Source organism: Sphingobacterium sp. UBA5639 (assembly GCF_002421245.1).
Lineage (GTDB): Bacteria > Bacteroidota > Bacteroidia > Sphingobacteriales > Sphingobacteriaceae > Sphingobacterium > Sphingobacterium multivorum.
Map to the genome: position 1 here is coordinate 22,292 of NZ_DIJR01000026.1, position 24,784 is coordinate 47,075.

Below are 24,784 nucleotides of genomic sequence, written 5' to 3' on the forward strand. Positions count from 1 at the left end.
GTCTAGAAACTCATTAAATGGTTAAATGTGATATTTAAACAGGATAGTCAACCTATACATAAATGGGTCAAACTGTAACCTCAGAAAAATATTACAATTAATCTCAACAGGGAAAGATCAATCGAACGTTCTGTTGTAAATATGCACCAAAACCCCAAAATATATATAGCCGGAAATTTTATCTCGCAGGTTAACCATTTCTATTGATTTGCATCTTTAGAACCTTAATTAATTATGAGGATTTTATTAATGTTTTTTTTCCGAGCAACATCTTAAGGGTATCTAAACTTATTTAATTTATCGTTTTCACTGCAAATTATGTAACGATAGTGTAACAGTACCAAATTTTGATAAGTAAAAAATATTCAATATATTGCCTTAGCAAGCTAGAAACAACGTTTTTGTGTCAGGTAATGAGGTACCGACTATTAGACTCATAATCTTTTGGTCCCTGGTTCGAGCCCAGGTGGGAGCACAGAACAAAAAAGTCGCTTTTCTATATAGAAAAGCGACTTTTTTCGTTTCTACGCATCGTTTTCCGACGATGTAAAGGTCTAGGAGAATCACACCATTTCAGCCTGTTTTGCATAGTTTTTTATTGAACTTCACGTAAAAAGATATCTAACGGGATTTTTCACCTGCTAAAGAAAAAACTATAGCAACCGTCAGCGCAAAAGTTTATGAACACCACAAGAAATCAGATGGTACCTACGATGTGGAAATAATACCTTTTCTGTAAAGTTTACACTATATTAGCACCTTAGATATTCGATCAATTCAAACCTATTTCCGAATGGATCTCGAAAAAAAAATCGTTCTCGACCATCTATCTTGGACGAGTATTTTACGATTATATTCTGATTCTTCAAAAATAATTTAGCATGGGATAAGTCGAAAACTTCAAACGCAGGATGTATATCAGAATTTGTTTGATGGTACTTTTCTTCACGAATATGAAGCTGGATATCTCCGATTTCAAACCAAATAGCCCCCCTGGGATGATTACCAAGGATTTGATTCAAACGCAATATCTCAGCATAAAACCTTTGCGCTGAAGCTAGCCCGCCTAAAGGAACACTTATGAGTATATGCTCTACACGTTTAAATTTGATCATTAGTGTATTTTTAAAACATTGGCCAACGCTGAATGCATAACAGAAGGCTCGACGTCCATATCCATCCAATATTTAATTGCTATTCTGCCTTGATTAACGAGCATACTAAGACCATTTAAAACGCTACATCCCTTTTCTCGAGCGGTTCTTATAAAATGAGTATCTGGGGGATTGGGTATAACATCTGCGATAATCATCTCCTTTCCGATAAGATCAAATTCAATATCGAGTTTTTGATCCACATTGGGAAACAGCCCTACACTAGTTGCATTGATCAAAATATTCGTTGATAATTTTATCTTATACCTTCCTTCCCAACAGTTAAATAACGCGTTAGTTTTAGTATTACTATTTATCAGATCGGCAAGTTCTTCACCTTTAGATTTGTCCCTATTTACAATAATAATTGTATGGGCTCCCGCTAACGCCAATTCAACTGCAATTGCGCGAGCAGCGCCTCCAGCACCAAATATTGTAATACACTTGTCCTTAGGATCTTCAATAATTTCTAGCGCTTTTAAAAATCCTTTTCCATCTGTATTCTCACCTATCCAAAGGTTCCCCCTTCTAACTACAGTATTAACCGCACCTATCAATCGTGCAGAGCCTCCTAATTCATCAAGATATGGAACGACCGCTATTTTGTGTGGAATAGAACAATTGAAACCAATCCATCCCATGGCTTTTGCTCCTTTGATAGCATCTGCCAGATGCATAGGCTCAACCTCGCAATTCAGATAACGAGCGTTGATACTGTGATATCTATAAGCTGCTTCAATCATCATTACAGTTGGATCTCAGAAGCTGGTTTGGCAAAAGAGCCCGTAATAAAAGGCAAAAAATCAATGTTATCTTGCATAAATGTGAAATAAAGTAATTGATACAAAATGATAAATCTTCTATTACAAAGATTGCATATTACCGGCGCCACGCCCAGGTATATTTAAAGGTATTTTTTGTATTTTTATCGTAAGCACTTTTAAAATGAAGAAAATACAGTTTGATCAACTCGTTATTCATGATTATGAAGAAAAGACTTTTCATTTACCCCTTCATAGCCATACTTATTATGAACTGGTTTATATCCACAAAGGTAGTGGCATTCATTTACTGAACAATAATAGGTTTCAATATGGGGAAGGAGATCTGTTTATAATAAGTCCAGAAGACGAACATTATTTTGAGATAAACAAAAGTACTCACTTCACATTTATAAAGTTCACAGACGCATATCTGTCAGAACACTCACAGCATACAGTAGATAATTTCAATTTATATGAACCTGTCCGAATAATGAAGAATAAGTTATTAAAGGAAGTGAAATTAAAAATAGATGAACCTCCCAATGCTATACTTCGAAATATTATTGAGAATATAGTATTGTACAAATTTTCGAAGGATATCTCTCGTTCAGCGCTCATATTTTATCAGATACGATCTATCTTAGTCTTAATTAGCGAAGCTGCTGCTAAACTTCATATAAGAATTGACAATGGTCAGCCCGGTAAAGAAGAGCTCATTTCCTTCATACATCAACATATCTACCAACCGTCAATTATTCAGATTAAAAACATCGCCGCTCACTTCTCTATTGCAAATAGTTATTTCAGTGATTATTTCAAAAAAAAGTTTGGTATAAGTTATCGAAATTATGTCAACGAATACCGCATAAACTTAATTCAAACTCGATTAACTGTTCCGACCGTTTCACTATCGCAGATCGTATATGAATTTGGTTTTACCGATGAAAGCCATTTAAACAAATTTTTTAAAAACCATATAGGTCTGACCCCAAAAGTATATAGAAATTTACACCTTGAAAATACAGTTTAAGCATCTATAATAACCTTTAACTGTCAAAAAAATCATCGAAAAAACACTTTTAAGATATATTTCCATGATTTCATATCGAAAAATAGTCGGTAATTAATTATAAAAGAATTTATCGTATTCCTCTAAAGTCTGATCAACAGATATTTTTAAAAATTTACATTTTATTCATTAAAACTTAACCTAAAACAAATACTCAAACGGACAAAAAAAACTATTTTTAGAGAAGAAAAATCTACAATGCATTACATAAAACCTTTATTGAGCTCTATCTCAAGTCTCCTGCTATTCTATTCTTTACAAGCTCAAGAAAACATTAAATATATCCCTGCCTCTGAACTTCAAATCATTGGCAAAGCAAAGAAATCTTCACCAATTTATGAACGTATACCCAATGACGAAAAAATTGATCTACCAAGCGCTGTCCAAAAGTTAGCAAAAAATAGTGCTGGAATCGCATTCTTATTTGAAACTGATTCCCGGTTCATTGCAGCAAAATGGCAGCTTGAATCGGCTAGATATGCTGCAAATATGACTCCTATTGGTCATAGTGGTTTAGATTTATATTGTCTAAAAGATGGGAAATGGCAATTCGTAAATGTAGGCAAACCACTGAAAGATAGCACAAATAATGAGCATATATTAATCAACAATATGGATAACAGTCTCAAACAATTTATGCTTTACTTACCTCTTTACAATACCACGACATCGATAGCTGTAGGAGTATCTACTCATGCGCATATTGCAATCCCAAGATCTCCAAAAATAGATCCAAACAAACGGATTGTTATCTATGGTTCAAGTATAGTGCAAGGGGCTTCTGCAAGTCGTCCGGGTATGGCATACCCTGCCATTTTACAGCGAGAACTAGGAGTTGATGTCATCAATCTCGGATTCAGTGGAAGTGCAAAAATGGAGAAAGAGGTGGGCGAATATGTAGCGTCAGTACCGGCAGATTGTTATGTACTAGATTGTATCCCAAATCCAAGCCCACAAGAAATTGAAGAACGGATTATACCTTTTATCAAACAGGTTAGGATAAAAAATCCCTCAACTCCGATTATACTGGTGGAAACTGTATCTCGAGAAAACGGAAATTTTGACCTAGTTCTTGGAAAGCGTGTGAAACAACAAAACGACAACGCAAAAAAAGGATATGATAAGCTAGTAAAAGACGGTGTCAAGAAAATTTATTATATTTCCTCGGACGAGTTGATCGGAACAGACCACGAAGCGACTACCGATGGTGTCCACCTTAGTGATTTAGGTTTTAAAAGAATTGCTAACACTATCCAAAAAGCTATTTTAAAAGCATTGAAGTAAAGTCAAAATGCAAAAATAAGTGAAACCCAAACAAGCTTCACTCATTTTTGCATCCACATAGATCTGTTATAAAATGTCTTTACAATTAGTGCTTTCCGATTTTTTTTAAATAATCAATCAAAAATATAGGTCTATCGGTTTGAATAATACGTGCATGCAATTGATTGATTAAATAACCATAGATTGCATCCGGATTAGCTAATGCTGAATCATCATCATTCCCTCCTGACAATGTGTCCCAAAGTGTGTTGTACCAAATCAAACTTTTATTTTCTAAAAGCTTCGGCAAGGTAGTAACCTTTGTGTTTTTTTTATCAGAAAACACGAATTCAATCGCCACCGGATTTATTTCTGTTAAAAATTGAGCGACACTCGTTAAGGCATTTGGCTTATCTAGATCAACGATGGGCATATATAATATATCCGTCAAGTATGAACCATATTTTTCTTTTACTTCAGTAGCTGATCGATTTCCCTTCATAATTATTTGATGCGACATTCCTGTTTTTTTTAGTAATTCATATATTTCATCAAAATAATCGTCAGCTTTATCTAAGTTGAGTAAAACCTTACCCTTTGACACAATCAAAGCTTCTTCTAATGTCGGCACTTTTTCTTTGGTCCGAATAGCGGCTCCGTTCTTCAGATACATAGTCTGAATAGTATTAAATTCAGTATCTTTTACCAGACCACTGCCAGTTGTAGTGCGATCTAAAGTTTTGTCATGCATCAGAATTAACACGCCGTCTTTTGTCCGCTGTACATCCAACTCTACAATATCCGCTCCCATTTGAATGGCACTCTTTATAGCAGAAATAGAATTTTCGGGATAATTTCGCCAATCACCTCGGTGCGTCACTACAAAAACATGATCAGAATTTCGCTCCAATAGCGCCCGACGTATTACACGAGCTCTATCTACTGTGTTTTGTGCTTGAACGAGTCCATTTAACAATAAAACTAATAGTAGTAATATATTTTTCACTTTTCCCATTTTAGTAACTTTTAAATTTGAACAATCTTAAAAACCTGAGCTATCTTCCCATCCTGGATTTTGTACCAGACGTCCACCTGAGAGCACCCGTTCACTTGTGGGAATCGGCCAAAGATAATCGCGATTATCATTCCAAGTAATTTTAACTGTGGGATAGGCTATAACATATCCGTTTGTTCCCTGGGATAAAATGATGTCTACTCCAATTTCTTTGCTGACTCCATTAGCTATTGATTCTTTGACACCTGTCCATAAGACAAGATCATCCACACCATCATTATCCATATCATAACGGCCGGGGCCTGGGAAATAACAGCCATAATAAGGCATGGCCAACTGCTGCCCCTCGTGCCAGCGGATAATATCCCACTGCCTGAATCCTTCCATAACAAGTTCCACCGTTCGTTCTCGCCTTATTTCTAAAATTACACCTTTCATATTGTCTTTTGATACCTGCGGATAGTAAGTTAATAGGAGTTCATCGGGATACTGATTAGCCCAGTTTAATTGGAGTGATGCCATTTCCGCACGTTCCCGTATTTTATTGATTGACTTATCTAGATCTCCTTGTGTCAGTGTTCCCAATTCAGCTTTTGCTTCTGCAAAATTGAGATAAACTTCAGCAGCTCTAAATAATGGGAAATCACTAACTCCCTTTGAGGCGCCACTAAAAGCCGATGAAGAAACAAACTTGATGGGCTGATATCCCGTCGCAGAACTTAATTGATTTTTAGTAACCTGCGTGCTACCAATCTGTTTATAGCCTGGATGAAGGATGGTCTGAGCCATCCGTGGATCACGATTGCCGAATTCATTACTATAAGTTAATTGTTGCCATCCTTGCTGCTCCGTAAAACGGGTACCATCTTTCATGAGATAATGATTCATAAAACGTTTTGTCATCCCCTGCTTACTATTGATAATATTAAACTGTATACCATGCATAAGGTTAACGGTTGAACTATATATCCTTGCCAAAATTACCTCTTGCGCAATCGCATCATCACTTACAAACAACTCTCTATAACTCATACCTGATGTAGCCTTATAAAGCGTGTAACCGCTATTGGTTATAAATTCATCGCCTGCTTGAACTGCCTGCAACAAATATTTATCAGCTTCAGCAATACCCCGATATTTTCTATACGTACCCTCAAACAAAGCAGCTCTAGTTTTCAATGCCAAAGCTGTCCAACGGGTCACAGTTGATACCGATTTGGCAATTGGTAACATACCAATGGCTCTATCTAAATCTGCCATAACTGAATCCATGACAAGCGTCCTGTTATCTCTCAATTTAAAGAGTAGCTCATCGTCAGAAGACGACAGCACTTGATCATACCAGGGTACATCACCAAAACGCCTAACTTTATTGAAGTAGAAGTAAGCCCGCATAAAATATGCTACACCATCATACTGCTTTCTTGCTTCCAAATCAGCACAATTGGACGAATTTTGTAAATAGTAATTAATACTCCGCAAAAGTGACCAGTTCCAACCAGTTTCACTTGCAGCATCACGTTGTCCTAAAATCAAAGCTCCCAAAGAATTATCAACATGATCGTCAGCATTTTGACCTGCCAGCTCATCCGCTTCATCCAATTGACCGTAAAACTGATTCGTCCACAATCGCAGCTCTTCCCGACTCGAAAAGTAATTATTTGGACTCAACGTATCCTCTGGCATTAGTGTAAGCTGATCTTTACAGCCCATTAGCAATAGGACAGCAAACACGAAAATTACCCTTTTAGTTATAGTTATAGTTATCATAGCTTTTTATTTAAAGAATTAGAAAACGATATTCAAACCGAAAATCATCGTTTTCGAAAAATTATAGCCTACACCACTGTTTGCATCATAGGTAGAAGAAGTTACCGTCAATTCCGGATCTACTGTTTTACTATATTTTTTCAACTTGGACCAATAATATAAATTTTCCCCTGAAGCGTATACCCGAATATTTGTGGATGATTTTTCCTTCCATTTGAATGTATAGCCTATTGTGAGATTTTTTAGACGTAAATAGCCTACGTCCTGCAAATAACGGTCATTTACTTCTCCTAATGCCCCTGAAGAATAAGAAGCATACCCCCTCGGCTTGGGAAAATATCCTTCTGGATTTTCTTCAGACCACGTATTATTCATAAAATCCCTGTGAATAAACGATAGTGAAGGAAAGGAATATGGACCCCAAAAATCATAGGCATATTCGGTGGGATACCAGTTCCGCTTTCCGACACCCTGCAGGAAAATAGACACATCAAATCCGTTCCAATCCGCACCAAATCGTAACGAATAATTGTAACGCGGTTGCGTACTGCCGATAATTTGTTTATCTCCAGGATCTCCAACTGTCCCAGAGCCTTGATTGATAATGCCATCACCATTAAGATCGATAAATTCCACATCGCCAGCGCGGAGGTAATTCTCCTTTTTACTCGTATAAACTCTGTTGTTAACTGCTTTATCATTCAGCCTCGCTTGATAGGCTGCAGCATCTTCATCAGTTGCAAACAATCCCTTTACACGATAGCCCCATATTTCACCGAATTGTCTTCCGACGTAATACTCACTAATCAGTTTGTCCGGATTATTATATTTAGTAATGGTTGTTTTATAGTCACCCAAGGTTGCCGTTACATGATATCGTAAAGGATGATCCAGTTTAATTTGGTCTTGCCAGCTCAATTTAAGTTCCCATCCTTTTGTTCTTAAATCAGCAACATTTCCTTTTGGGGTATTCGCTCCATAGACAGCAGGTAGAGTGAGCGATTGAGCCAGCATATTCTTTGTATCTCGGATAAAATAATCACCTGAAAATGAAAGCTTACTATTCAAAAACAAAAAGTCGGCTCCAAGATTGGATGTATTGACAGTCTCCCAAGTTAAAGACGATGAGATAGGATCCGAAACATTCGCATAGTTGGCCTTCGTTGTCCCATCAAAGGTATAATTCATACTATTAGAGGTTTTAATCTCCTCGATGTAAGCATAATTGCCAACTTGCTGATTCCCCAAACTACCGTACGAAATTCGTAACTTACTTGAATTCCAAATCTGTTTCAAAGGTTGCCAGAAACTTTCGTCGCTCATCAGCCAACCAGCAGATACCGATGGAAAAAATCCCCATCGTTGATTGGGTTCAAATCGTGATGTCGCATCCCAGCGACCGGTCATTTCCAAAAGATATTTTCCCGCGTAACTATAATTTGCACGACTAAAAATACCTAAAGTTCGAAAAGCAGCTATCGCTTGACCGACCGTTGCCTCTCCTGTAGCTAAAGAGAAAGAGCTTAGAGATTCGCTCAGAAGATCATTTTTCCGTGCAGAGAGATTTGTCTCCCGGTAATTTTCATATTGAATACCGCTCATCGCTGTAAGATGATGCTTTGCCCCCCAATCGCGGTCATAAGTCGCATACACATTTAAGTTGTGATCCTGAACCTGATAATGGTTTTCTTGATAGTAATTAGAAATTGTTCCTGACGTAAAATTCAGCAATACTCCTTCTTCACGGGAATAATCAAAAGGTAAATTGCGGTACTTATACAATCTTTTCCTATTTCCATATGCATGATGTGCAGTCAACACCAACCCCTTGGTGATTTCAGCATCCAGCCTATTCGACAACACTGTATACGTGTTACCCCGGGAGTTCCGTGCTTTATTTGCTGTTAAAAAGCCACCATGTCCAGCTCCTATCGGCGAATTAGCATTCAATTGATTGGGATACTGCATAATGGAGCCATCCGGATTCAAAGGTACAAATGAAGATAAAATATTGCTTTGTAAAGCTCTGATGGTAAATTGTTCATCATAATATCCTGCATACTTATAATTGGACGAAGTGAAATTCAATGTTCCAGTATACTTCAGCCACGGTTTGATTTGTGCATCAAGTTTTGAAAACATCGAGTAACTTTGAAAGCGGTCCTCGTAAATATTAAAAATTCCATCTTGCGACCATAGTCTACCGCTTACATGATATTTGATCTTTTCATTCCCCCCATTAGCTGTCAGATTATGCTCTTGCATTGGCCTGGTTTTTCGATAGAAATGGTTATACCAGTCGGTATTGCCGTAATAAGCATACTTTCCGTCATCTCGCACATAGGTCCATGGTCGGTCCGGATTCTCAACCTTATCATTTTTTCGTTCTTCCAGCATTTTCATTTCATCTTCTGTATAGATTGCCATATCTGTCCCCTGATAGATGTTATAAAATTTATTCACAATGGATACATGATCATAGCCCGTATTGATAAAGTCTGTCGATGTCGTATTTTGTAAAAAACCTTTGCGCCCACTATATGTAATTACTCCATTACCACCTCGATCGCGCCCTTGTTTAGTTGTTATCAAAATAACACCAGAAGAAGCTTTGGCGCCATAAATCGCGGCTGAAGATGCGTCTTTCAAAATCGACACACTCTCAATATCATTTGGGTTGATCTGACTTAGGCTGACCTCAATACCATCTGCTAAAACCAGAGGCGTACCGCCATTGATTGAAGGTGTACCTCTGACATTGATTCCATAGCCACCATCCATTGCCCCCGTGCCAAACGTAATATTTAATGCAGGATCCATTCCCTGTAGAGCTTGTGCTGTTCCCGAAACGATCCTATTTTCAATATCCTTTGCTTGGACGACAGACACTGCTCCCGTTAGGTTTTTCGCTTTTTGCTGTCCATAACCTACTTGAACAATAACTTGCTCTAAAGCCGTTATTTTTTGATTTAGTACAACCCGTAGCCTATTATTGCTACCTATATTAACTTCCTTTTCTTCATAGCCCGTAGAAGAAATAATTAAAATATCATTTTGATGTAACGACAAGAATTCAAATCGGCCATACTCGTCAGCCACCGTGATATCTTCTTTGTTTTTGACACGTATAGTTGCTCCTATTAATGGTTCTTGCTTATGATCTACAATCAATCCTTCCACTTTTAACCCGTTGAAATCATTTTTCTTCTTCTTTGTATCGATGGAAAACACAATTGTTTTGCCTTCGATACTGTATTGCATGTTTTGTGTGTAAGCTATACTATCTAAGGCATGCCTTAGTGAGACTTTTTCCCAATTTATAACTTTTAAACTCTTGTTCTGAACATCTTTTTGTTGATATAGAAAGAAGCAGTTACTCTGCTTTTCTATTTCCAATAGTACCCGATCTAAAGCAACATTTTGAGCTTTATAGGTAATTTGTTGACCATTTACTGCCGCGACTCCAAGCAGCAAACAGCAGGTAGAAAGAAATGATTTAATATTCATTTTACAATGTTGTCATATAAAAAATATAGTAAAGTCGTGGATATGACATGGGCGTCCCCATATCCTGCCAACTACTCTTTGGGGATATTCATTATTGTTGAGAAAATTTTTAGTGGTTAAATATCGAGTATCAAGGTATGCCCTTGTAGCTTGCAATCAATATTACTTGTCCGAAACATCCGTATAACTTGGTCCAATGATGCTTTACGATCTATTTTACCTATCAATTTCAACTCTTTTTTTACAGCCTCACTCATAACAATATGAATGTTATACCAACGTTCCAATTGCCTTAGCACAACCATGGAGTTATCTGATCTAAAACTAAAATAACCCAATTTCCAGGCAATTTCATCCTCCACAATGGTAGAATGAACAGACATCTGAAGTCCATTCGATACCAATAGTTGCTGTCCAGGTTTTATAATTTTTGATTGGTTTCCGGCAGCAACCTTTAGACTACCTTCAACAAGAGTGGTTTTCACATTTGGCTCATTAGGATATGCATTGATATTAAAAGATGTACCTAGCACTGTAACCAACTGTTGTTTAACCGCTATTTTAAATGGTTTTTCAGGCATTCTTCTAACGTCAAAGAAAGCCTCACCTTCTAAAATTACCGATCGTTCGTCCCCTTTAAAGCGTGATGGAAACGAGAGCCGTGATCCTGCATTTAACCATACTCGTGTACCATCTGTCAATGTTATTTTATATTGACCCGAAAGCGGTGTTTCTATAACATGATTTAATAGCATGCCACGCTGGTCTCCTCCATTTTCTTGTGTTTCACAAATTAATGAACCATCTTGATCCTTTCGGATATGCAAATCATTTGCTGTAACCTCCGCTCCTACAGCCATGTCATCCAATGTAAGTCTATTTCCATTAGATAGCGTGATAAAAGCGATGTCTCTGCCGGGGAGAATATCTTTGCGAGTATCGGCTAAAGGTGCTGTCTGAAAAATTTGCTTGTCTCTAAAAACCAAAAAATATGGAGAAAAGTAGATAAAGCAAACCAAAATTGCTGCGACCACAGCAATCCAACTGTAACGGAATCTATTTTTTCTAGTGTTGTCATCCCTACGGATAGCATCCCACAAACGATGATCTTCTGACAAAGGTTTTGTGGAGATATCCTGGAATTCTTTAAGGTCTTTTAGAAATAGTTCTTCGTTATCTATACGTTCAATCAGACTTTTGAATAAAGGATCTTTATTCGCCCAATCCTGAAGTGCCTTCTCTCCAGCGGGGGTTAATTCTCCTGTTGCTTTTTTCTCTAGTAAATCCGCTAAATCTTTCACTTCCTTTTTAATCTATTTACTTCTAATACGTAAACAGGTTTACAACCTTACCAAAAAAATTAAATTATCTATGATCTATAAGATATTGTAGCACAATTAGCATCAAAGGATTGTACACAAATGATTTGCGCAGTGAGGAAATAGCTTTTGATTTTTGGACAAAAATTGATTCCGCGGACATATTTGTCTCTCTTATGATTTCCTCCGTGCTCATCCCTTCCAAAATGCTCATTCGGAATACCTTTTGCTGTGCATTAGGAAGCTTTTGAAGCTTTTGTTCTAAATGCATCAACAGATCAGAATAAAGTATTTTGACCAATATTTCCGGCTTTTCATTTGCAAAATCGAAATCTTCTATAGGAAATGTTGCTAGAGACTTAACATTTCTCAACACATCAATACACATGTTTTTTACGGTCACATACAAAAATGATTTTAGGTGACGATCATTATCTATCTTAATACGATGCTTCCATAAACCAAAGAAAGCATCGCTGACAACCTCTTCAGCCGCTTCTACATGAATAAATGTACGTGCAAAATGTAATAATGGTTTCTGGTAGCAATCATATACTTTTTCAAATATTTTTTGATCTCCTTGTCTAAATTTTTCAATATCTATCGTCAGTAGCATACATATGATTAAGTTGAAACAAATTTACTGAAGAATGCACAAAATCTAAAATTAATTTTTTGTTAACAATCTGCAAAACAATTAGTTATAAAAAAAAGAAGGTTATCCATAATTAGAAAACCTTCTTTTTACAACTCGCTTTATTTCACTCTTATATGTAAATAGTTCATACAACTTCGTTCACCATTTGCATCCGAAACTTGGTTAACAACTCGACCTTCTCCAATGCTCTTCGCCCACATCGTTGTAGATCCACCACCATCAAATCTAATTACATCTTTAAGCTGGAGTTTTGCAGCAACCCGATAGGCCTCATAAAAATCCAAACCCCTATCGTTTACTGATCGACCATCCACACAAAATAATATGATCTTTTTACCACTTTCTTTTACTCCAATATTAGTGGTCGGGTTGATAGTCAATGCGTCGGCTTCACTGCTTGGAGCGACATAATTACCATTTTGAACATAATGAAACATACTGGCATTGTGTACTTTGATTTCCTTACTAACGGAGCCTATAAGCAAAGTATTTTTCACATCAATCAAACTGCCTACTTGAAGTAAACTACGCATTCGCTCAGCCTTACTCCCAGTAACTTGCAATACCCAATCTTTCTTTGAACCTACAAATGGGACTGTAATCGCTGCATTTCGACCATCTATTATTTGCACAACTTCCGCAGTCTGGTAACCTACATTTACTTGCAAGCCCTCAGCTTGATTTCTACAGACTAAAAATAAAGCCCGCTCTCCAATTGGATTAGATAATCCAGCATAAGGTTGTTTTACAAAACGGTTAGTATATATATTGGCGTCATAGTTTACTTTACCATTTAACCGAACGATAGTATCATTTACAGAATAGAATTCGAACTCCTCAGCCCCTATCCGCACATTACCTTTAAACTCCCGCTCTCCAAAACTTATCGTACGATCAGTAAAGAATGTAAAACCGGGACGATGGTTAACCAAACGTCTACGTACATCCGGGTTATTAATAAAAACAGGTTCCCCTTCTTCAATATGTACTCCCCTTGGAAACCCGTCATGCGAATTAAAAAAGCCTGTATTTATTCCCGCTACAATGTTCCGTCCTTGCGCCCGTCTGTGAGTAATAGTTTCAGATAGAGTTTCACGTCGGTTTTTTCCATTATTTGCATTCTGATTAGCATTGGGGTTGGGACATATTTCGTTTGCCATTGCTGTTTCAAAAACTACATTTGGATTGTCCAAATCAATCTCAACAGCATAAATATGTTGTCCAAAATTTATAAATGAATATTTTCGATATGATACTCCAGGCGCTAATTGAATACTGTCAATCGTTTCCCATGCGTAATAATCATTATCCCTATTGTTGAGATAATTCAACATAGGATCGAAAGCACCATGACACACTGCATTTTTATAGGTTGCTACAGCAGCCTGCTCTGGAATTTGACTAAACAAACTGTAATTATCCACCCTCCCACCAATGTGGCAATTTTTAACGAATGTATCAGACGAACTCGTTCCGGAATATCCGCAAGCCCACCCTGGACCATGTTTTGCAGAACTTATAGCACGAGCATCTGAAAGGATGATACCACCGTTTGTACAATCATCTACATACCCCCCATTGTGCCCCACAAATCCCCCCACACGACTGCCATTAACTGAAAATACGGAACCCATGTTTGTGCAGGTCTGTACCAAAGTATTGGCTCCCGAACCACCAACAATCCCTCCCATACGTTTTATATTATATCTATCCGCACGGTTTTGAAACTTATTTTCCCAATCATCTATTAGTTTACCATCGTTCATACATTGAACCACTTTGCCTCCGTTTAAAGAGCCTACAATTCCTCCACTACGCCCCGTCCCTACTTTTATTGTTCCCGAATTTTGTGCATTCGAGATAATTGCTTCAGTTCCTTGCACAAATCCCACAATTCCTCCAGAGTGAATTCCACTGTTTACGCCTGTCGCCAAATTGTTTTCAACAGATACGATTACATCTCCTTTATTAATGCAGGAGTAATCTTCACCAAAACGACCAATACTTCCGCCATCAAGCACACCAACCATCCCTCCAATTCGCATCGAAACATTAGCATGATCTGAACCTGCAAATGAAATGTTAACTAAATTCGTACAATCTACAATTCGACCTTTAACATATCCACCAAACGCACCAATAGCAATACCCTGTTTACTTTGTCCATTAACTATAATATCACCTGTCATCGTCAGATTTTTAATGACCCCAGATGTATCAATTCCGTCAAACAAACCGAAAGAAATACCGCCTTGATCTAAATCAATCACACGATCTATATGTTCAAGTCGATGCCCATTTCCGTTAAAGACTAAATTCAGCCCCCCACTTAAACGATATTCAACCTCTTTATTTGCTTGAGTCACATCTGAAGAGACCGAAGCCTTCAGACTATCCCAATCTATATCTTGCATATCGATGTTATTAGCCAGTGACACTTCTCCAATATCATCTTTAAACCTCGATAAATCCTCATCTAAAGATAAGGCATTTAAAAAATCCTCCATTTCTTCAACCGTAGATATCGAACCATTTGCTGAAGTTTCTTCCGTAGTAGGAATAGCCACCTCAGTTGTTATTTTTTTACACTGAGCAAATGGCAGTGCTAACAAAAAAATCCAAATTGAGTGTTTCATTTTTCTTTTATACTTTAGTTTACTATTAGATACGGTAAAAAAAGTAACACCTTACCAAGAAAAATAAAAAAAGAAAATAATTAATTTTGTCTATTTTAGGGTTACAGACCGAGTAGTTTTGGTTACGAATTGCATTCTAGAAATAGTCTTCAACAACATATTTAGGGAATAATAAATATGTTATTGAAGACACATCTGAATAATAAAATAAGTTCATTTCCAGATTATATCTATACAACCACACTTTGATAAAAACAGCCACTAAGTTTCGTAGTTTTTATCGCAAATTTTGTAACTGCATTATTTTAGCATGAGGTTATTCTATTCTGGAGCAAATTAACTGGTCATCGATTTTCAAATCTGTATGGTCAGTATATTTAAATCTCCAAGTAGTAAAAAACGCCAATTTAGTCTACAATCTCTGATCAGATCATGTTTAATTGTTGTCCATGTGACTTATCCAAGGATCATCCCTTCCATAATCGGTTGGTATTTCCGACGATTCAATCTGCAGCGTCCCTCCCTTTCTAAGCTCTTCATGTGTGATCCATAACCTCTTCAAATCCCTTCCATTCAACTTAATCGATTTGATATAACGCGTTTTGTCGCTTCGATTCGGCACCTCAATGGTCAGTGGATTCCCTTTATTTTCCAGTTTGATTTGATCAAAAAATGGCACGCTGATATAAAAAACAGGTTCCCCGACCAAAGGTTGTTGCAATCCGATCGCAGATAGCACCCACCAGCTCGACATAGCACCAGCATCGTCGTCCATGGTTCTTACAAAGGCTTTAGGCTCATTTTTATAGATCCGGTCGATATGTGCTCCGATTCCACGGCTGTTGTCATTAAAGTAATATTGTATGATGGTGTCCAATGCAATTCGATGTATCCACTCCTGATAGCGCCAAGGGGTTTTACTCGCATTATATAAGGTCAGCGATTGCATATCCGGTTCATTCGCCCTATTGAAATAATAACCGTCATAAAACTCATCCAGTTGCTGTGTAAAATTTTCTTCACCACCTGCTAGCTTTCTTAATCCCATAACATCAAAAGGTACATTCCAACGATATTGCCTAATTGTTCCCTGATACATATCCCGTGCCGACATACGGTCGACATCTCGTTTGGTCAGATCTTTGAAATCTTTATTCCAAATTGCCTGATATGATTTTGCTCGCTCCAGATAGATTTTGCTGTTCTGCGGAAAAAGCTTGGACATTGCCCACATATCATAACATGCTTCAAGGTACTTGTCCGGTTTCTTAAAATCATAGCGCAGGGTATCATGTATTAACGAATCTTTTATTCCATCAATATCGACCCGATATCCTTTCTTGACCGCATCCAAAAGAACGACAGCGGCATGTTCTGTCCGGACCGAATTTGCTGGTTCATGAGCTCCTGCAAAGTCAAATTTCCCATAACGGTACAGGTCTGCAATCGAGGAGACAACGCCCTGATACATTTCAGTATCTATCAGCTCCAAAAGCGGTAGCTGTGTTTTATAATTGTCCCAAATTGCCCATCCATGATAACGTATTTCTTTGGAACGATGTATTTTCCCGTCTGTTCCCCTAAAATTTCCCTGCTCATCGCTGATAACATAAGGAGATTGTAAACTGCGATAGAGCAAGGAATAGAATAAATCTACCTTATCCGAATCGCCCTTTACCTGCAGTACCGACAGGGCAGTTTTCCAACGATCAGCTGCACGTTTTTTTACCGTTGAAAAATCTAGCTTATCATATTCTGCAAGTGTCTTTTTTGCGTCCTGTTGATCCACAGCCGAAAATGCAATATTGACGTCTGCTATAAGGCTTTCCTCCTTCAGGTCTACCCAGATCTTGTTCCCCTCCTTTCGCCATTCGCTCGCTGTAGGAATTTCCAGCGCATAATAAATGGTATATGTTCCCACATGGCAGGTCGTTTTCGCACGTACTTTACCGAATAGCAGATTACCCTCCTGTGTAAATTCATTGTCAACAAAAGCGCCATTGAAAGCATGCCCCAAATCAATAAAAAAACCTTTCCTACCCACGGGAAAAGTATATTGTTCACGACCAAAATCATTATTCACAGCCACTTCAACTTGAATACCCTCTGCGGTTTTTAAAGCATAATACCCAGGTTGGGCGTGCTCGTCAATTTTATTCAGCGGCTTTGTATCATTTTTTATAAATGGTCTAATAAGGATCAGTCCACCACTGCCCATACAACCTACTCCCTCGAGGCGATTGTGTGTAAAGCCTTTAATTTCCTTGGCAAGATGCTCATAGCCCGTATGCGTCCCCGGATTAGTATAGGGCACAATGCTCAATTGATGGAAAGGAGAAGAAGCCGCTGGTGAAAGCTGGCCGTGGTCGCCGGAAGATCCCAAGAAGACGTTTACACGATCGGTCTGCGCTCCAGCAATTGTAGCATAACAGAGCATCAAAGACAGCAGTAATTTTTTCATATATAGTCTATTATTTTTTATATGTATAAAGGGCGCAAACTGATTTTTCACGATACAAAAAGCTAACCTATACAGTTCTTGGCCATAGCAAACAACTATTTTTTTCAGCGCCTGATGTTTTTTATTTATTAATTCTTCGAGAACTTTTCGAACAATTTGAAAGAGATGATGGTGATTATACCAGTACAGTCCAACGTAAACAAAACTAACGATATAGGAGATAACTTTAGGATATAATGGTTTAAGGCTAGCAAAAGTAAATCCTTCAGGTACTTATAATTCAAGTACCATAATCGTTATAATGATGGCCAAAACGCCATCACTGAATGCTTCTAACCTGCCTTTAGTCATTTTTGAAGATCGGGGTTAATAGCTGATACTGCAGGCCTAAACGGAATACATTTAATCGCGCCACACCAGGATCACCGCCCAACATTCCACTACGGTAGTCTTTTAGGCCCCATGAATAACCGGCAAACATGGTATAACGGTCATAATTTACATTAAACTGTAAACGCGGGCGTAGATCCAAATCGATAACCTTGCCTCTATCACGATCAAAACTTGTTTTATTCCCCTGTTTATCTTCAATGCTACCATTTTCTTTGATGCTCAGCGTTTTGGCAATATCCATACCCAGCTGTATATCCATTGTCATCGGTTCAAAAAAGACACGATAGCCAACAAAAGGATTAAAATTGATAAATTGTTGATTGAGACGGGTCTGACCACGGCTTCCATTCATAAACTCATTGCCTTCCAAATCAATCTTTGTCTGCAATCGTTCATAGGCGCCTTCCAAACCTGATATTAGGTTGTTGGCAAAAACATAACGGTAGTTTAAAGCGCCACCAATATTGATTCCATATTTTTTTCCATAAGGATTATTGGTATAATAGTCCTGTTGTGTAGATCCATTCAACGTACTCTTTGCTTCGGTTCCCGATCCCGTAAAATTGGACACACCGGAGGTGACACCCACACGTAGTTCGTGCGATTGCGAGAAAGCCATAAAATGGGTTATACCAGCAAAAAGTCCGACAAGTAAAAATCTCTTCATCATAACCGAAATATTAAATTAAAATCCTTTAAAAAATTGAGCGAATTTGATTGTTAAAAGTAAGAAAATTTATGTGATTCAACTTACTCCAATCTTTATTTTTTCTGTAACGATAGGGTGCATTCATCAGCGGAAATCCATCAATCTTATCAGCCAATAAAAAAATATCAGGAGACAATATGACTATATTTATTGAACTACATCAATGAAAATGAATCAATTCAGGCTTATTTTTGTTGTATTACAAACAAAAGAATTATCCGTATGAAATATATATTGGAAAACCCTGTCATCGGTCATATTGCCGAGCAGAAATATAAGACCAGCATCCACTGGAGGAATGGTGAATTTATTACGGATGAACCTGAAAAACTTGGCGGCAGAGATCTTGGGCCTGACCCCTACACCCTTCTTATCTCATCGCTTGTATCTTGTACCTTAGCTACTTTACGCATGTACATCGATAAAAAAGGGCTTGATATTCCAGAAATTTCAGTCAGTTCAAATATGTACCTCAAAATTGAAAAAGGACAGGTGGTTACATATTTTGATCGCGAGATAGCTTTTGGACAAATCTTAGCAGAGGATACCCGAGAACGCCTGCAACAAATTGCCGAAGAATGTCCCATTTCAAAAATTTTAAAGGGTAATGCCATTGTCAATACACTCATCAGGACAAATCCTTAAAAAAGAACATCATGAAAATCTTAACCTTTCTCATATTTGGTAAAAATGAAGAAATTCTCCTCACGCTCAAGAGAATCATTGAAAACACGCCCAACTGGAATGCATCGATACAATACGATTTGGATGCCTGTAAAAAACAGCTTATTGACGTCCCTGTAGATGTTTTATTATTGAGTTCGGGACTCTCGCCTCAGGAAGAGCATGAAATAACAGATCACCTTACGCGGCTCACTTATCCGATTGGTCTGATCAAACATTATGGCGGTGGAAGTGGACTTCTAAAAAATGAAGTCTATAGTCTTTTTCCAGACTTACTCTCCGTTTAATAAAGCACAGGATATAGCAATAGCGTCCTAGAAAAACAACCGAAAACCGTTAAAACTCTTTCTTTATTGAACTAGATCAATAGAAATCGACGGCCAATAGGCTAATTTTGGATACTAAATAATAAGATCATGAACAGACAGAACTTTATAAAAAAGGGACTTTTGGGTTCCGGGATATTTGCATCAACAGTGTCTTCAGCTGATATCTTGAAGAATGATATTGACGAGATAGAGCCGCTTGAAACGCTGGATGCCGAAGCTGTAAACTATAATTCAGACAAATTGGAAAACCATAGTGTCCTCCACAAGGCGGCTACACGCGGTCATGCAAATCATGGTTGGTTAGATAGCAATCATACGTTTAGCTTCGCCAATTATCACGACCCCGAACGTATGCACTTTGGTGTATTACGGGTGCTAAATGATGATATAGTGGCTGAAGGAAGAGGTTTTGGCAAACACCCGCACGATAATATGGAAATCATCAGTATTCCTTTGGAAGGTGATTTGCAACACGAAGACAGCATGGGTAACAAAGCCATTATCCGGAAAGGAGATATTCAGGTCATGAGCGCCGGAACAGGCATCATACACAGTGAATATAATAAAAACACCGATCAGGTAGTCAAGTTTCTTCAAATTTGGGTGTACCCTAATCAACGGAATGTGAGCCCCCGATACGATCAAATTACATTGGATATAACTCAAAGACAGAATAAATTCCAGCAAATTCTTTCTCCAAATCGAGAAGACGAGGGTGTATGGATCCATCAGGATGCCTGGTTTTCCATGGGGCATTTTGACAAGGACGTCCAAACAAAATACCGAATCAAAAAGGCAGGAAATGGTGTATATGTTTTTGTAATAAAAGGTAGTGTTACTGTCGAAGGAAAAGAATTAGAAAGCAGAGATGGCTTTGGAATATGGGATGTCGCTGAAATTAACCTCAAAGTAACCTCAGCAGATACTGAAATCCTGCTGATGGATCTTAGTATGATATTGGACTAATTAGGTGCATTATTTAGACATCATTTAACAAAAAAAGGGAGCCTATGAGGCTCCCTTTTTTGTTAAGGCTATTTATTTTAGAAAGTAACGGAATTCAGCTTTTTATCAACGAAGATACCATCTATTGCTTTCAGATTGAAATTGACATTACGTTTTGCTTTCAATTTGATCTTAAATAAAACTTCAGATCCATTCAAAGTCTCCTTGTTGCCCAGATTAACAAAAGTAGCATACAGAGCCTTACTTCCATTGGTGTGAAGACGATCGTTGCTATAATTGTTCATCTCCTTTAAATGTACGGACTCAATACCGACATATTCAAAATCACCCTGATTGTAAGGAAGAGCAAAACTAAGTGCATTGACAGCTTTAAGATTCTCTCCACTAACACTGATCTCCACAATATCACCCGATTTTAAGGTCGTTTTTGAAGGAATCAGTTTTAATTTACCACTGACCTTTTCTTCTTTATTTGGTTTTGCACCGCCTTCTATGACAACAGCAACATTGGAAATATCATAAGCGTCAATCAGATTATTTTTATTGACATCACCATTGCTGACATAACCTTCGAAATCTCCATCTCCCAGTCGCAATCCCGTGTAGTTAATATAGGAAGTCAAGTCATTATGATCGATCAATCGGTCATTATTAATATCGCCCGGTAAGTAGCTTGACGAACCTGGCACTTTAAACACATATAATTCTCTTCCTGAACCAAAACCTCCCACAGCTTCAGAAACTGAAATTTTGATAAATCGAGCCACCGGATGGGTTCCAAAATCAAAACGTTTCATTTCGCCATCACGTTTCCAGTCAAAACCACCAGCTTCCGTCCAGGTGTCCTTATCATTGCTATAGAATACTTTTCCTTTTAAAATGATGCCATTTCCGCCATCGGTTCTTGGAAGATACACAAACTTATCCAATTGATTAACGGATTTTAGATCTAAGATCATATCAAACGGAACCGCAGTATGTCCCCATTTTGTATGCCACATATCCCCCTCATCATAATTGAACAATTTATTGATACCATTTCCGCCTTGGTTATCCACAGAAGTCTCTGCTTTGATTCCTTCGATGGCAAATTCCAATGGATTTGCCTTTGTTTTTGCGGCAAATGTACTCCAATCTGAAACACCAGATTTATTGACAGCTCTAATTTTAAACTGGTAATCAGTTTCCGCGGCCAATCCTTCGAATAGCAACTGACTGTCTTTGATGGTCGAATAGATCAGATTATTGAATTCAATTTCATAATAATCAGCATTTGCAACCTTTTCCCAGGTTGGGGTTAAGGTATATGCTTGTGTATGTTGATCTGTGATAACAGCTTTGGGCGAAGTCAAAGCACCGGTCTGAGCCAGATAGTTGTCAACAGGAGCATATTCGAAACCCTCCAATTGTACTTCTATTGCAGTCGATGAGACATCCTGTTTCGCTAGTCGTACCAGCAACTTCGGATTTTTCACCAAAGGTACTTTTTCAAATTCAGATCCCTTGGTTGCAAACTGATTCAGGTTTGGTTGTGCGTCGTAGAAATATACATTTTCAGAAGTATTGAACGCATCTAAGCTGTTCACTTCTTTAAGTTTATTATTTTTTCCATTGACCTTTACGGTCAATTTCTTAGGTGCTTTGGTAACGTTGAAACGAATTTCGGTAGACTTCATTTTTTCAAATCCGTCAAATTCGCCCTGTGTTGGAGCAATCGTAAAAACAACTTTATTATTGTTTAACTGCGAAGTTAGGGATGTAGTTACTCCCTTACCATACCGATAAGCCTCGGTTTTTCCATCATCATCATATTCCAGGAAATTGGAATTCCCATAAGGATACACCTCATAAATACGTTGATCCTTTTTGATTTCCAGCACATTATTATTCGGGTTGGTTACCGGAATAATAGCTCCATTTTTCACAAAAACAGGCAGCTTCCAAATAGGCACATTAAAGTTATTGATGATACGGCCACCCTGGTATTTTTCACCCGTAAAATAATCAATCCATTCACCATCCGGCAGGTAGATACCATTGCGTATATCATTTCCCTTCTCATCCACACGTGTTTCCTGATAAATCGGTGCCACCAGGAAATTTGGACCATAGAGGTACTGGTATTGCGTTGCCTTTCCAAGTGTATAAGCATTTGCTTGCTCTAAAAACATCGCGCGAATGATGGGCAGACCATCTACCGCTTGTTTTGCCACACTATAGCTGTAGGGAACCAATTGAGATTTCAATTTCAGATACAGACGATTGATCGAAGTAGCTGGCTCGCCCAAAGCATGAGGGTATTTCTCGTTCGAGCCCCAGCCATCCATATTGAGTTCCATGGGTGTCCAAGTCTTCCATTGAAAATCACGGATATTGACCTTGAAGTTTTTACCACCAAAGATCCCGTCCATGTCAGAGGTAATGTTGGGCTGGCCCGAAAGTCCCGAGCCTATATATGTTGGTATGTGGAATCGAATATACTCCCATACACCTCCAGTTTGGTCACCCGACCAGATACCCGCATAGCGCTGCGTACCTGCCCAACCATCCAATGAAATAATAAATGGACGAGCGTCGTTGCCATAGTAAGGCATGGTATGCCCTACATCAGCTACCCCGTTGAGACCAAAGGAGTATCCTGGGCCCACCCAGGCCACATCCGTCTTTAGGACTCTCACACCTGCATCCCGTACCTCTTTTACTATATCACGTTGCAGTAATGCACTGATGCTGTCTTTGGGATGGAGATCAGACTGTGTCCATAAACCGATTTCCACACCATTCTTACGTGCATAATCGCCGAACTCTTTCAGGTTTTGGATATTTCCATCTAAAGATGCCGTTTGACCATATCCAGCACCGTAACCATCATTGGGAAGAATCCAACCCAAAGGCATGTCATGGGCTTTATAACGGTCTATGACTGCGCGAGCCGAAAATTGATAATTGTTTTTCTCGCCATTCAGCGATTCTTTGATTCCGCCATTGTCCTTTTGGCTTTCTTTATAGCGTTTGCCATCTTCAAAAAGAATTCCCTTTTCATCTTCTTTCCAAAAATCGCGGTTATAAGCATTAAGATGTCCTTCGTACAAACCAAATTTTGGTAGAAGAATTGGGTTACCCGTCAATTGGTAGAAATCGTTGAGCAAAGGCACAATACCGTCACCAACCATAAAAAAGACATCCAGATAATCCGTATCGTGGGCCAATTTGACTGTGCCAGCGGTTTTGGCTCCAAAGGCGTAACTTCCCTTCTTAAAAGTATGCCACATAAAACCATACCCTTTGGTTGACCAGTAATAAGGGGTTGGAGAGGCAACACCGCCATCGGTCCAGCTGTTCTGATTTTCGATAGCAATTACTTTTCCCTTATGTGAAAAACGTCCATTTTGAACGCCACCACCAAAAAAGTACTCATCCGCATTTTCCTTTAATTCAAGGCTTACTTGTTTGTCCTCAAAAACGACCGGCTTTAAGCTTTCAACTACAATCTTATTGGTTTTACGATTAAGGATACTAAACTGTGAAGTCTGTTTATCCATTGAAAAAAGAATATCGTTGGTGGAGATGCTGACCTTATTACCTCCATCCTTTACCTCAAGCCCAGTGACTGTTTTCCGAGGTTGCTCTACCAATATTTTTGCTTCGGGTTTTGCTTCGGGATCACGGATTATACCGCCATGAACATCCTGGAACATCCTAAAAATATGATTACCGTAGAAATCTAAAGTAAGACGTTGACCATTATCGTATACAATCTCGACTGTTGTCGGATTAATTTTCTGAATCGTGATAATACGGTTTCCGTGATCGCGACCCATTGTATTATAATAATTGATCGTACTTACTTTAGCGTCAACTCGAGAGGGTTGAAAAATAAAAGGAGAAGCCAATCCCATCAGTAAACTGACTTGTGCTTTTGTGCTCCAAAAAGATATCTTCATGCGTATGATTTATAATGCATTAAATTAACATAACAATAATACAATAGTAAATCGAAGTAAAAAAGGAATTATGGAATGCAAACGATTGTCCAATAATAATGTTGCAGGCTAGCGGCGGTTTCGGAACAGCTTCCGATGGAGCA

15 protein-coding genes and 1 pseudogene are annotated in these 24,784 nt (G+C 38.2%); 5 read left to right on the forward strand and 11 right to left on the reverse strand.

What is annotated here, in order from left to right; genetic code table 11:
- Positions 1-1,114 precede the first annotated feature (1,114 nt).
- Positions 1,115-1,900 (reverse strand): shikimate dehydrogenase, encoded by a 786-nt coding sequence (gene aroE, locus B4Z90_RS16090; RefSeq protein ID WP_201303573.1) that lies wholly within the window; start codon positions 1,898-1,900, stop codon positions 1,115-1,117.
- 199 nt (positions 1,901-2,099) lie between these two features.
- On the opposite strand from aroE, the gene B4Z90_RS16095 reads away from it, so the two are divergent.
- Positions 2,100-2,948 (forward strand): helix-turn-helix domain-containing protein, encoded by an 849-nt coding sequence (locus tag B4Z90_RS16095; protein ID WP_115047403.1) that lies wholly within the window; start codon positions 2,100-2,102, stop codon positions 2,946-2,948.
- 237 nt (positions 2,949-3,185) lie between these two features.
- Positions 3,186-4,271: an SGNH/GDSL hydrolase family protein gene (locus B4Z90_RS16100; protein WP_115047402.1), complete on the forward strand. Its 1,086-nt coding sequence runs from the start codon at positions 3,186-3,188 to the stop codon at positions 4,269-4,271.
- Positions 4,272-4,356: 85 nt separating this feature from the next.
- Here B4Z90_RS16100 and B4Z90_RS16105 read toward each other — a convergent pair whose 3' ends face one another.
- From B4Z90_RS16105 to B4Z90_RS16145, 9 genes and pseudogenes are all read right to left on the reverse strand, one after another.
- Entirely contained in the window at positions 4,357-5,265 is a 909-nt protein-coding gene (locus tag B4Z90_RS16105) for a glycerophosphodiester phosphodiesterase family protein (protein WP_115047401.1), read from the reverse strand.
- Positions 5,266-5,292: 27 nt separating this feature from the next.
- Entirely contained in the window at positions 5,293-7,035 is a 1,743-nt protein-coding gene (locus tag B4Z90_RS16110) for a RagB/SusD family nutrient uptake outer membrane protein (RefSeq protein ID WP_201303574.1), read from the reverse strand.
- An 18-nt stretch (positions 7,036-7,053) separates the two neighbouring features.
- The gene (locus B4Z90_RS16115; RefSeq protein ID WP_115047397.1) at positions 7,054-10,542 is read right to left on the reverse strand and encodes a SusC/RagA family TonB-linked outer membrane protein; all 3,489 of its coding nucleotides are present in this window, start codon (positions 10,540-10,542) and stop codon (positions 7,054-7,056) included.
- Positions 10,543-10,658: 116 nt separating this feature from the next.
- Positions 10,659-11,843, reverse strand: a complete 1,185-nt coding sequence (locus B4Z90_RS16120) for a FecR family protein (protein ID WP_115047395.1) — start codon at positions 11,841-11,843, stop codon at positions 10,659-10,661.
- Positions 11,844-11,907: 64 nt separating this feature from the next.
- Entirely contained in the window at positions 11,908-12,477 is a 570-nt protein-coding gene (locus tag B4Z90_RS16125) for a sigma-70 family RNA polymerase sigma factor (protein WP_115047393.1), read from the reverse strand.
- Positions 12,478-12,617: 140 nt separating this feature from the next.
- Positions 12,618-15,086 (reverse strand): phosphodiester glycosidase family protein, encoded by a 2,469-nt coding sequence (locus tag B4Z90_RS16130; RefSeq protein ID WP_286802764.1) that lies wholly within the window; start codon positions 15,084-15,086, stop codon positions 12,618-12,620.
- Between the two features lie 505 nt (positions 15,087-15,591).
- Positions 15,592-17,616 carry a glycoside hydrolase domain-containing protein gene (locus tag B4Z90_RS16135; RefSeq protein ID WP_236560373.1) on the reverse strand — a complete coding sequence of 675 codons (2,025 nt, stop codon included), beginning with the start codon at positions 17,614-17,616 and terminating at the stop codon, positions 15,592-15,594.
- A gap of 138 nt (positions 17,617-17,754) precedes the next feature.
- Positions 17,755-17,967: pseudogene (locus B4Z90_RS16140) on the reverse strand (TMEM175 family protein); the annotation flags it as partial.
- Positions 17,960-18,679: an outer membrane beta-barrel protein gene (locus tag B4Z90_RS16145; RefSeq protein ID WP_139144934.1), complete on the reverse strand. Its 720-nt coding sequence runs from the start codon at positions 18,677-18,679 to the stop codon at positions 17,960-17,962. The gene B4Z90_RS16145 and the pseudogene B4Z90_RS16140, both read right to left, overlap by 8 nt.
- Before the next feature lie 261 nt (positions 18,680-18,940).
- Between B4Z90_RS16145 and B4Z90_RS16150 the strand changes: the two genes are divergently transcribed.
- The 3 genes from B4Z90_RS16150 (at position 18,941) to B4Z90_RS16160 (ending at position 20,697) form a co-directional block, all read left to right on the forward strand.
- Positions 18,941-19,363 carry an OsmC family protein gene (locus B4Z90_RS16150; protein WP_070563780.1) on the forward strand — a complete coding sequence of 141 codons (423 nt, stop codon included), beginning with the start codon at positions 18,941-18,943 and terminating at the stop codon, positions 19,361-19,363.
- An 11-nt stretch (positions 19,364-19,374) separates the two neighbouring features.
- The gene (locus B4Z90_RS16155) at positions 19,375-19,689 is read left to right on the forward strand and encodes a hypothetical protein (protein ID WP_070563783.1); all 315 of its coding nucleotides are present in this window, start codon (positions 19,375-19,377) and stop codon (positions 19,687-19,689) included.
- A gap of 129 nt (positions 19,690-19,818) precedes the next feature.
- A complete protein-coding gene (locus B4Z90_RS16160) occupies positions 19,819-20,697 on the forward strand; it encodes a pirin family protein (protein ID WP_070563786.1) in 879 nt (292 codons plus the stop codon).
- Positions 20,698-20,774: 77 nt separating this feature from the next.
- On the opposite strand, the gene B4Z90_RS16165 is transcribed toward B4Z90_RS16160, so the two are convergent.
- Positions 20,775-24,641 (reverse strand): TIM-barrel domain-containing protein, encoded by a 3,867-nt coding sequence (locus B4Z90_RS16165; protein ID WP_070563789.1) that lies wholly within the window; start codon positions 24,639-24,641, stop codon positions 20,775-20,777.
- Positions 24,642-24,784 lie beyond the last annotated feature (143 nt).

Bases quoted from the DNA above. Each gene is read 5' to 3' on its own strand.
- aroE (WP_201303573.1), bottom strand. From the start codon at position 1,900: ATGATGATTGAAGCAGCTTATAGATATCACAGTATCAACGCTCGTTAT.
- B4Z90_RS16095 (WP_115047403.1), top strand. From the start codon at position 2,100: ATGAAGAAAATACAGTTTGATCAACTCGTTATTCATGATTATGAAGAA.
- B4Z90_RS16100 (WP_115047402.1), top strand. From the start codon at position 3,186: ATGCATTACATAAAACCTTTATTGAGCTCTATCTCAAGTCTCCTGCTA.
- B4Z90_RS16105 (WP_115047401.1), bottom strand. From the start codon at position 5,265: ATGGGAAAAGTGAAAAATATATTACTACTATTAGTTTTATTGTTAAAT.
- B4Z90_RS16110 (WP_201303574.1), bottom strand. From the start codon at position 7,035: ATGATAACTATAACTATAACTAAAAGGGTAATTTTCGTGTTTGCTGTC.
- B4Z90_RS16115 (WP_115047397.1), bottom strand. From the start codon at position 10,542: ATGAATATTAAATCATTTCTTTCTACCTGCTGTTTGCTGCTTGGAGTC.
- B4Z90_RS16125 (WP_115047393.1), bottom strand. From the start codon at position 12,477: ATGCTACTGACGATAGATATTGAAAAATTTAGACAAGGAGATCAAAAA.
- B4Z90_RS16135 (WP_236560373.1), bottom strand. From the start codon at position 17,616: ATGAAAAAATTACTGCTGTCTTTGATGCTCTGTTATGCTACAATTGCT.
- B4Z90_RS16145 (WP_139144934.1), bottom strand. From the start codon at position 18,679: ATGATGAAGAGATTTTTACTTGTCGGACTTTTTGCTGGTATAACCCAT.
- B4Z90_RS16150 (WP_070563780.1), top strand. From the start codon at position 18,941: ATGAAATATATATTGGAAAACCCTGTCATCGGTCATATTGCCGAGCAG.
- B4Z90_RS16155 (WP_070563783.1), top strand. From the start codon at position 19,375: ATGAAAATCTTAACCTTTCTCATATTTGGTAAAAATGAAGAAATTCTC.
- B4Z90_RS16160 (WP_070563786.1), top strand. From the start codon at position 19,819: ATGAACAGACAGAACTTTATAAAAAAGGGACTTTTGGGTTCCGGGATA.
- B4Z90_RS16165 (WP_070563789.1), bottom strand. From the start codon at position 24,641: ATGAAGATATCTTTTTGGAGCACAAAAGCACAAGTCAGTTTACTGATG.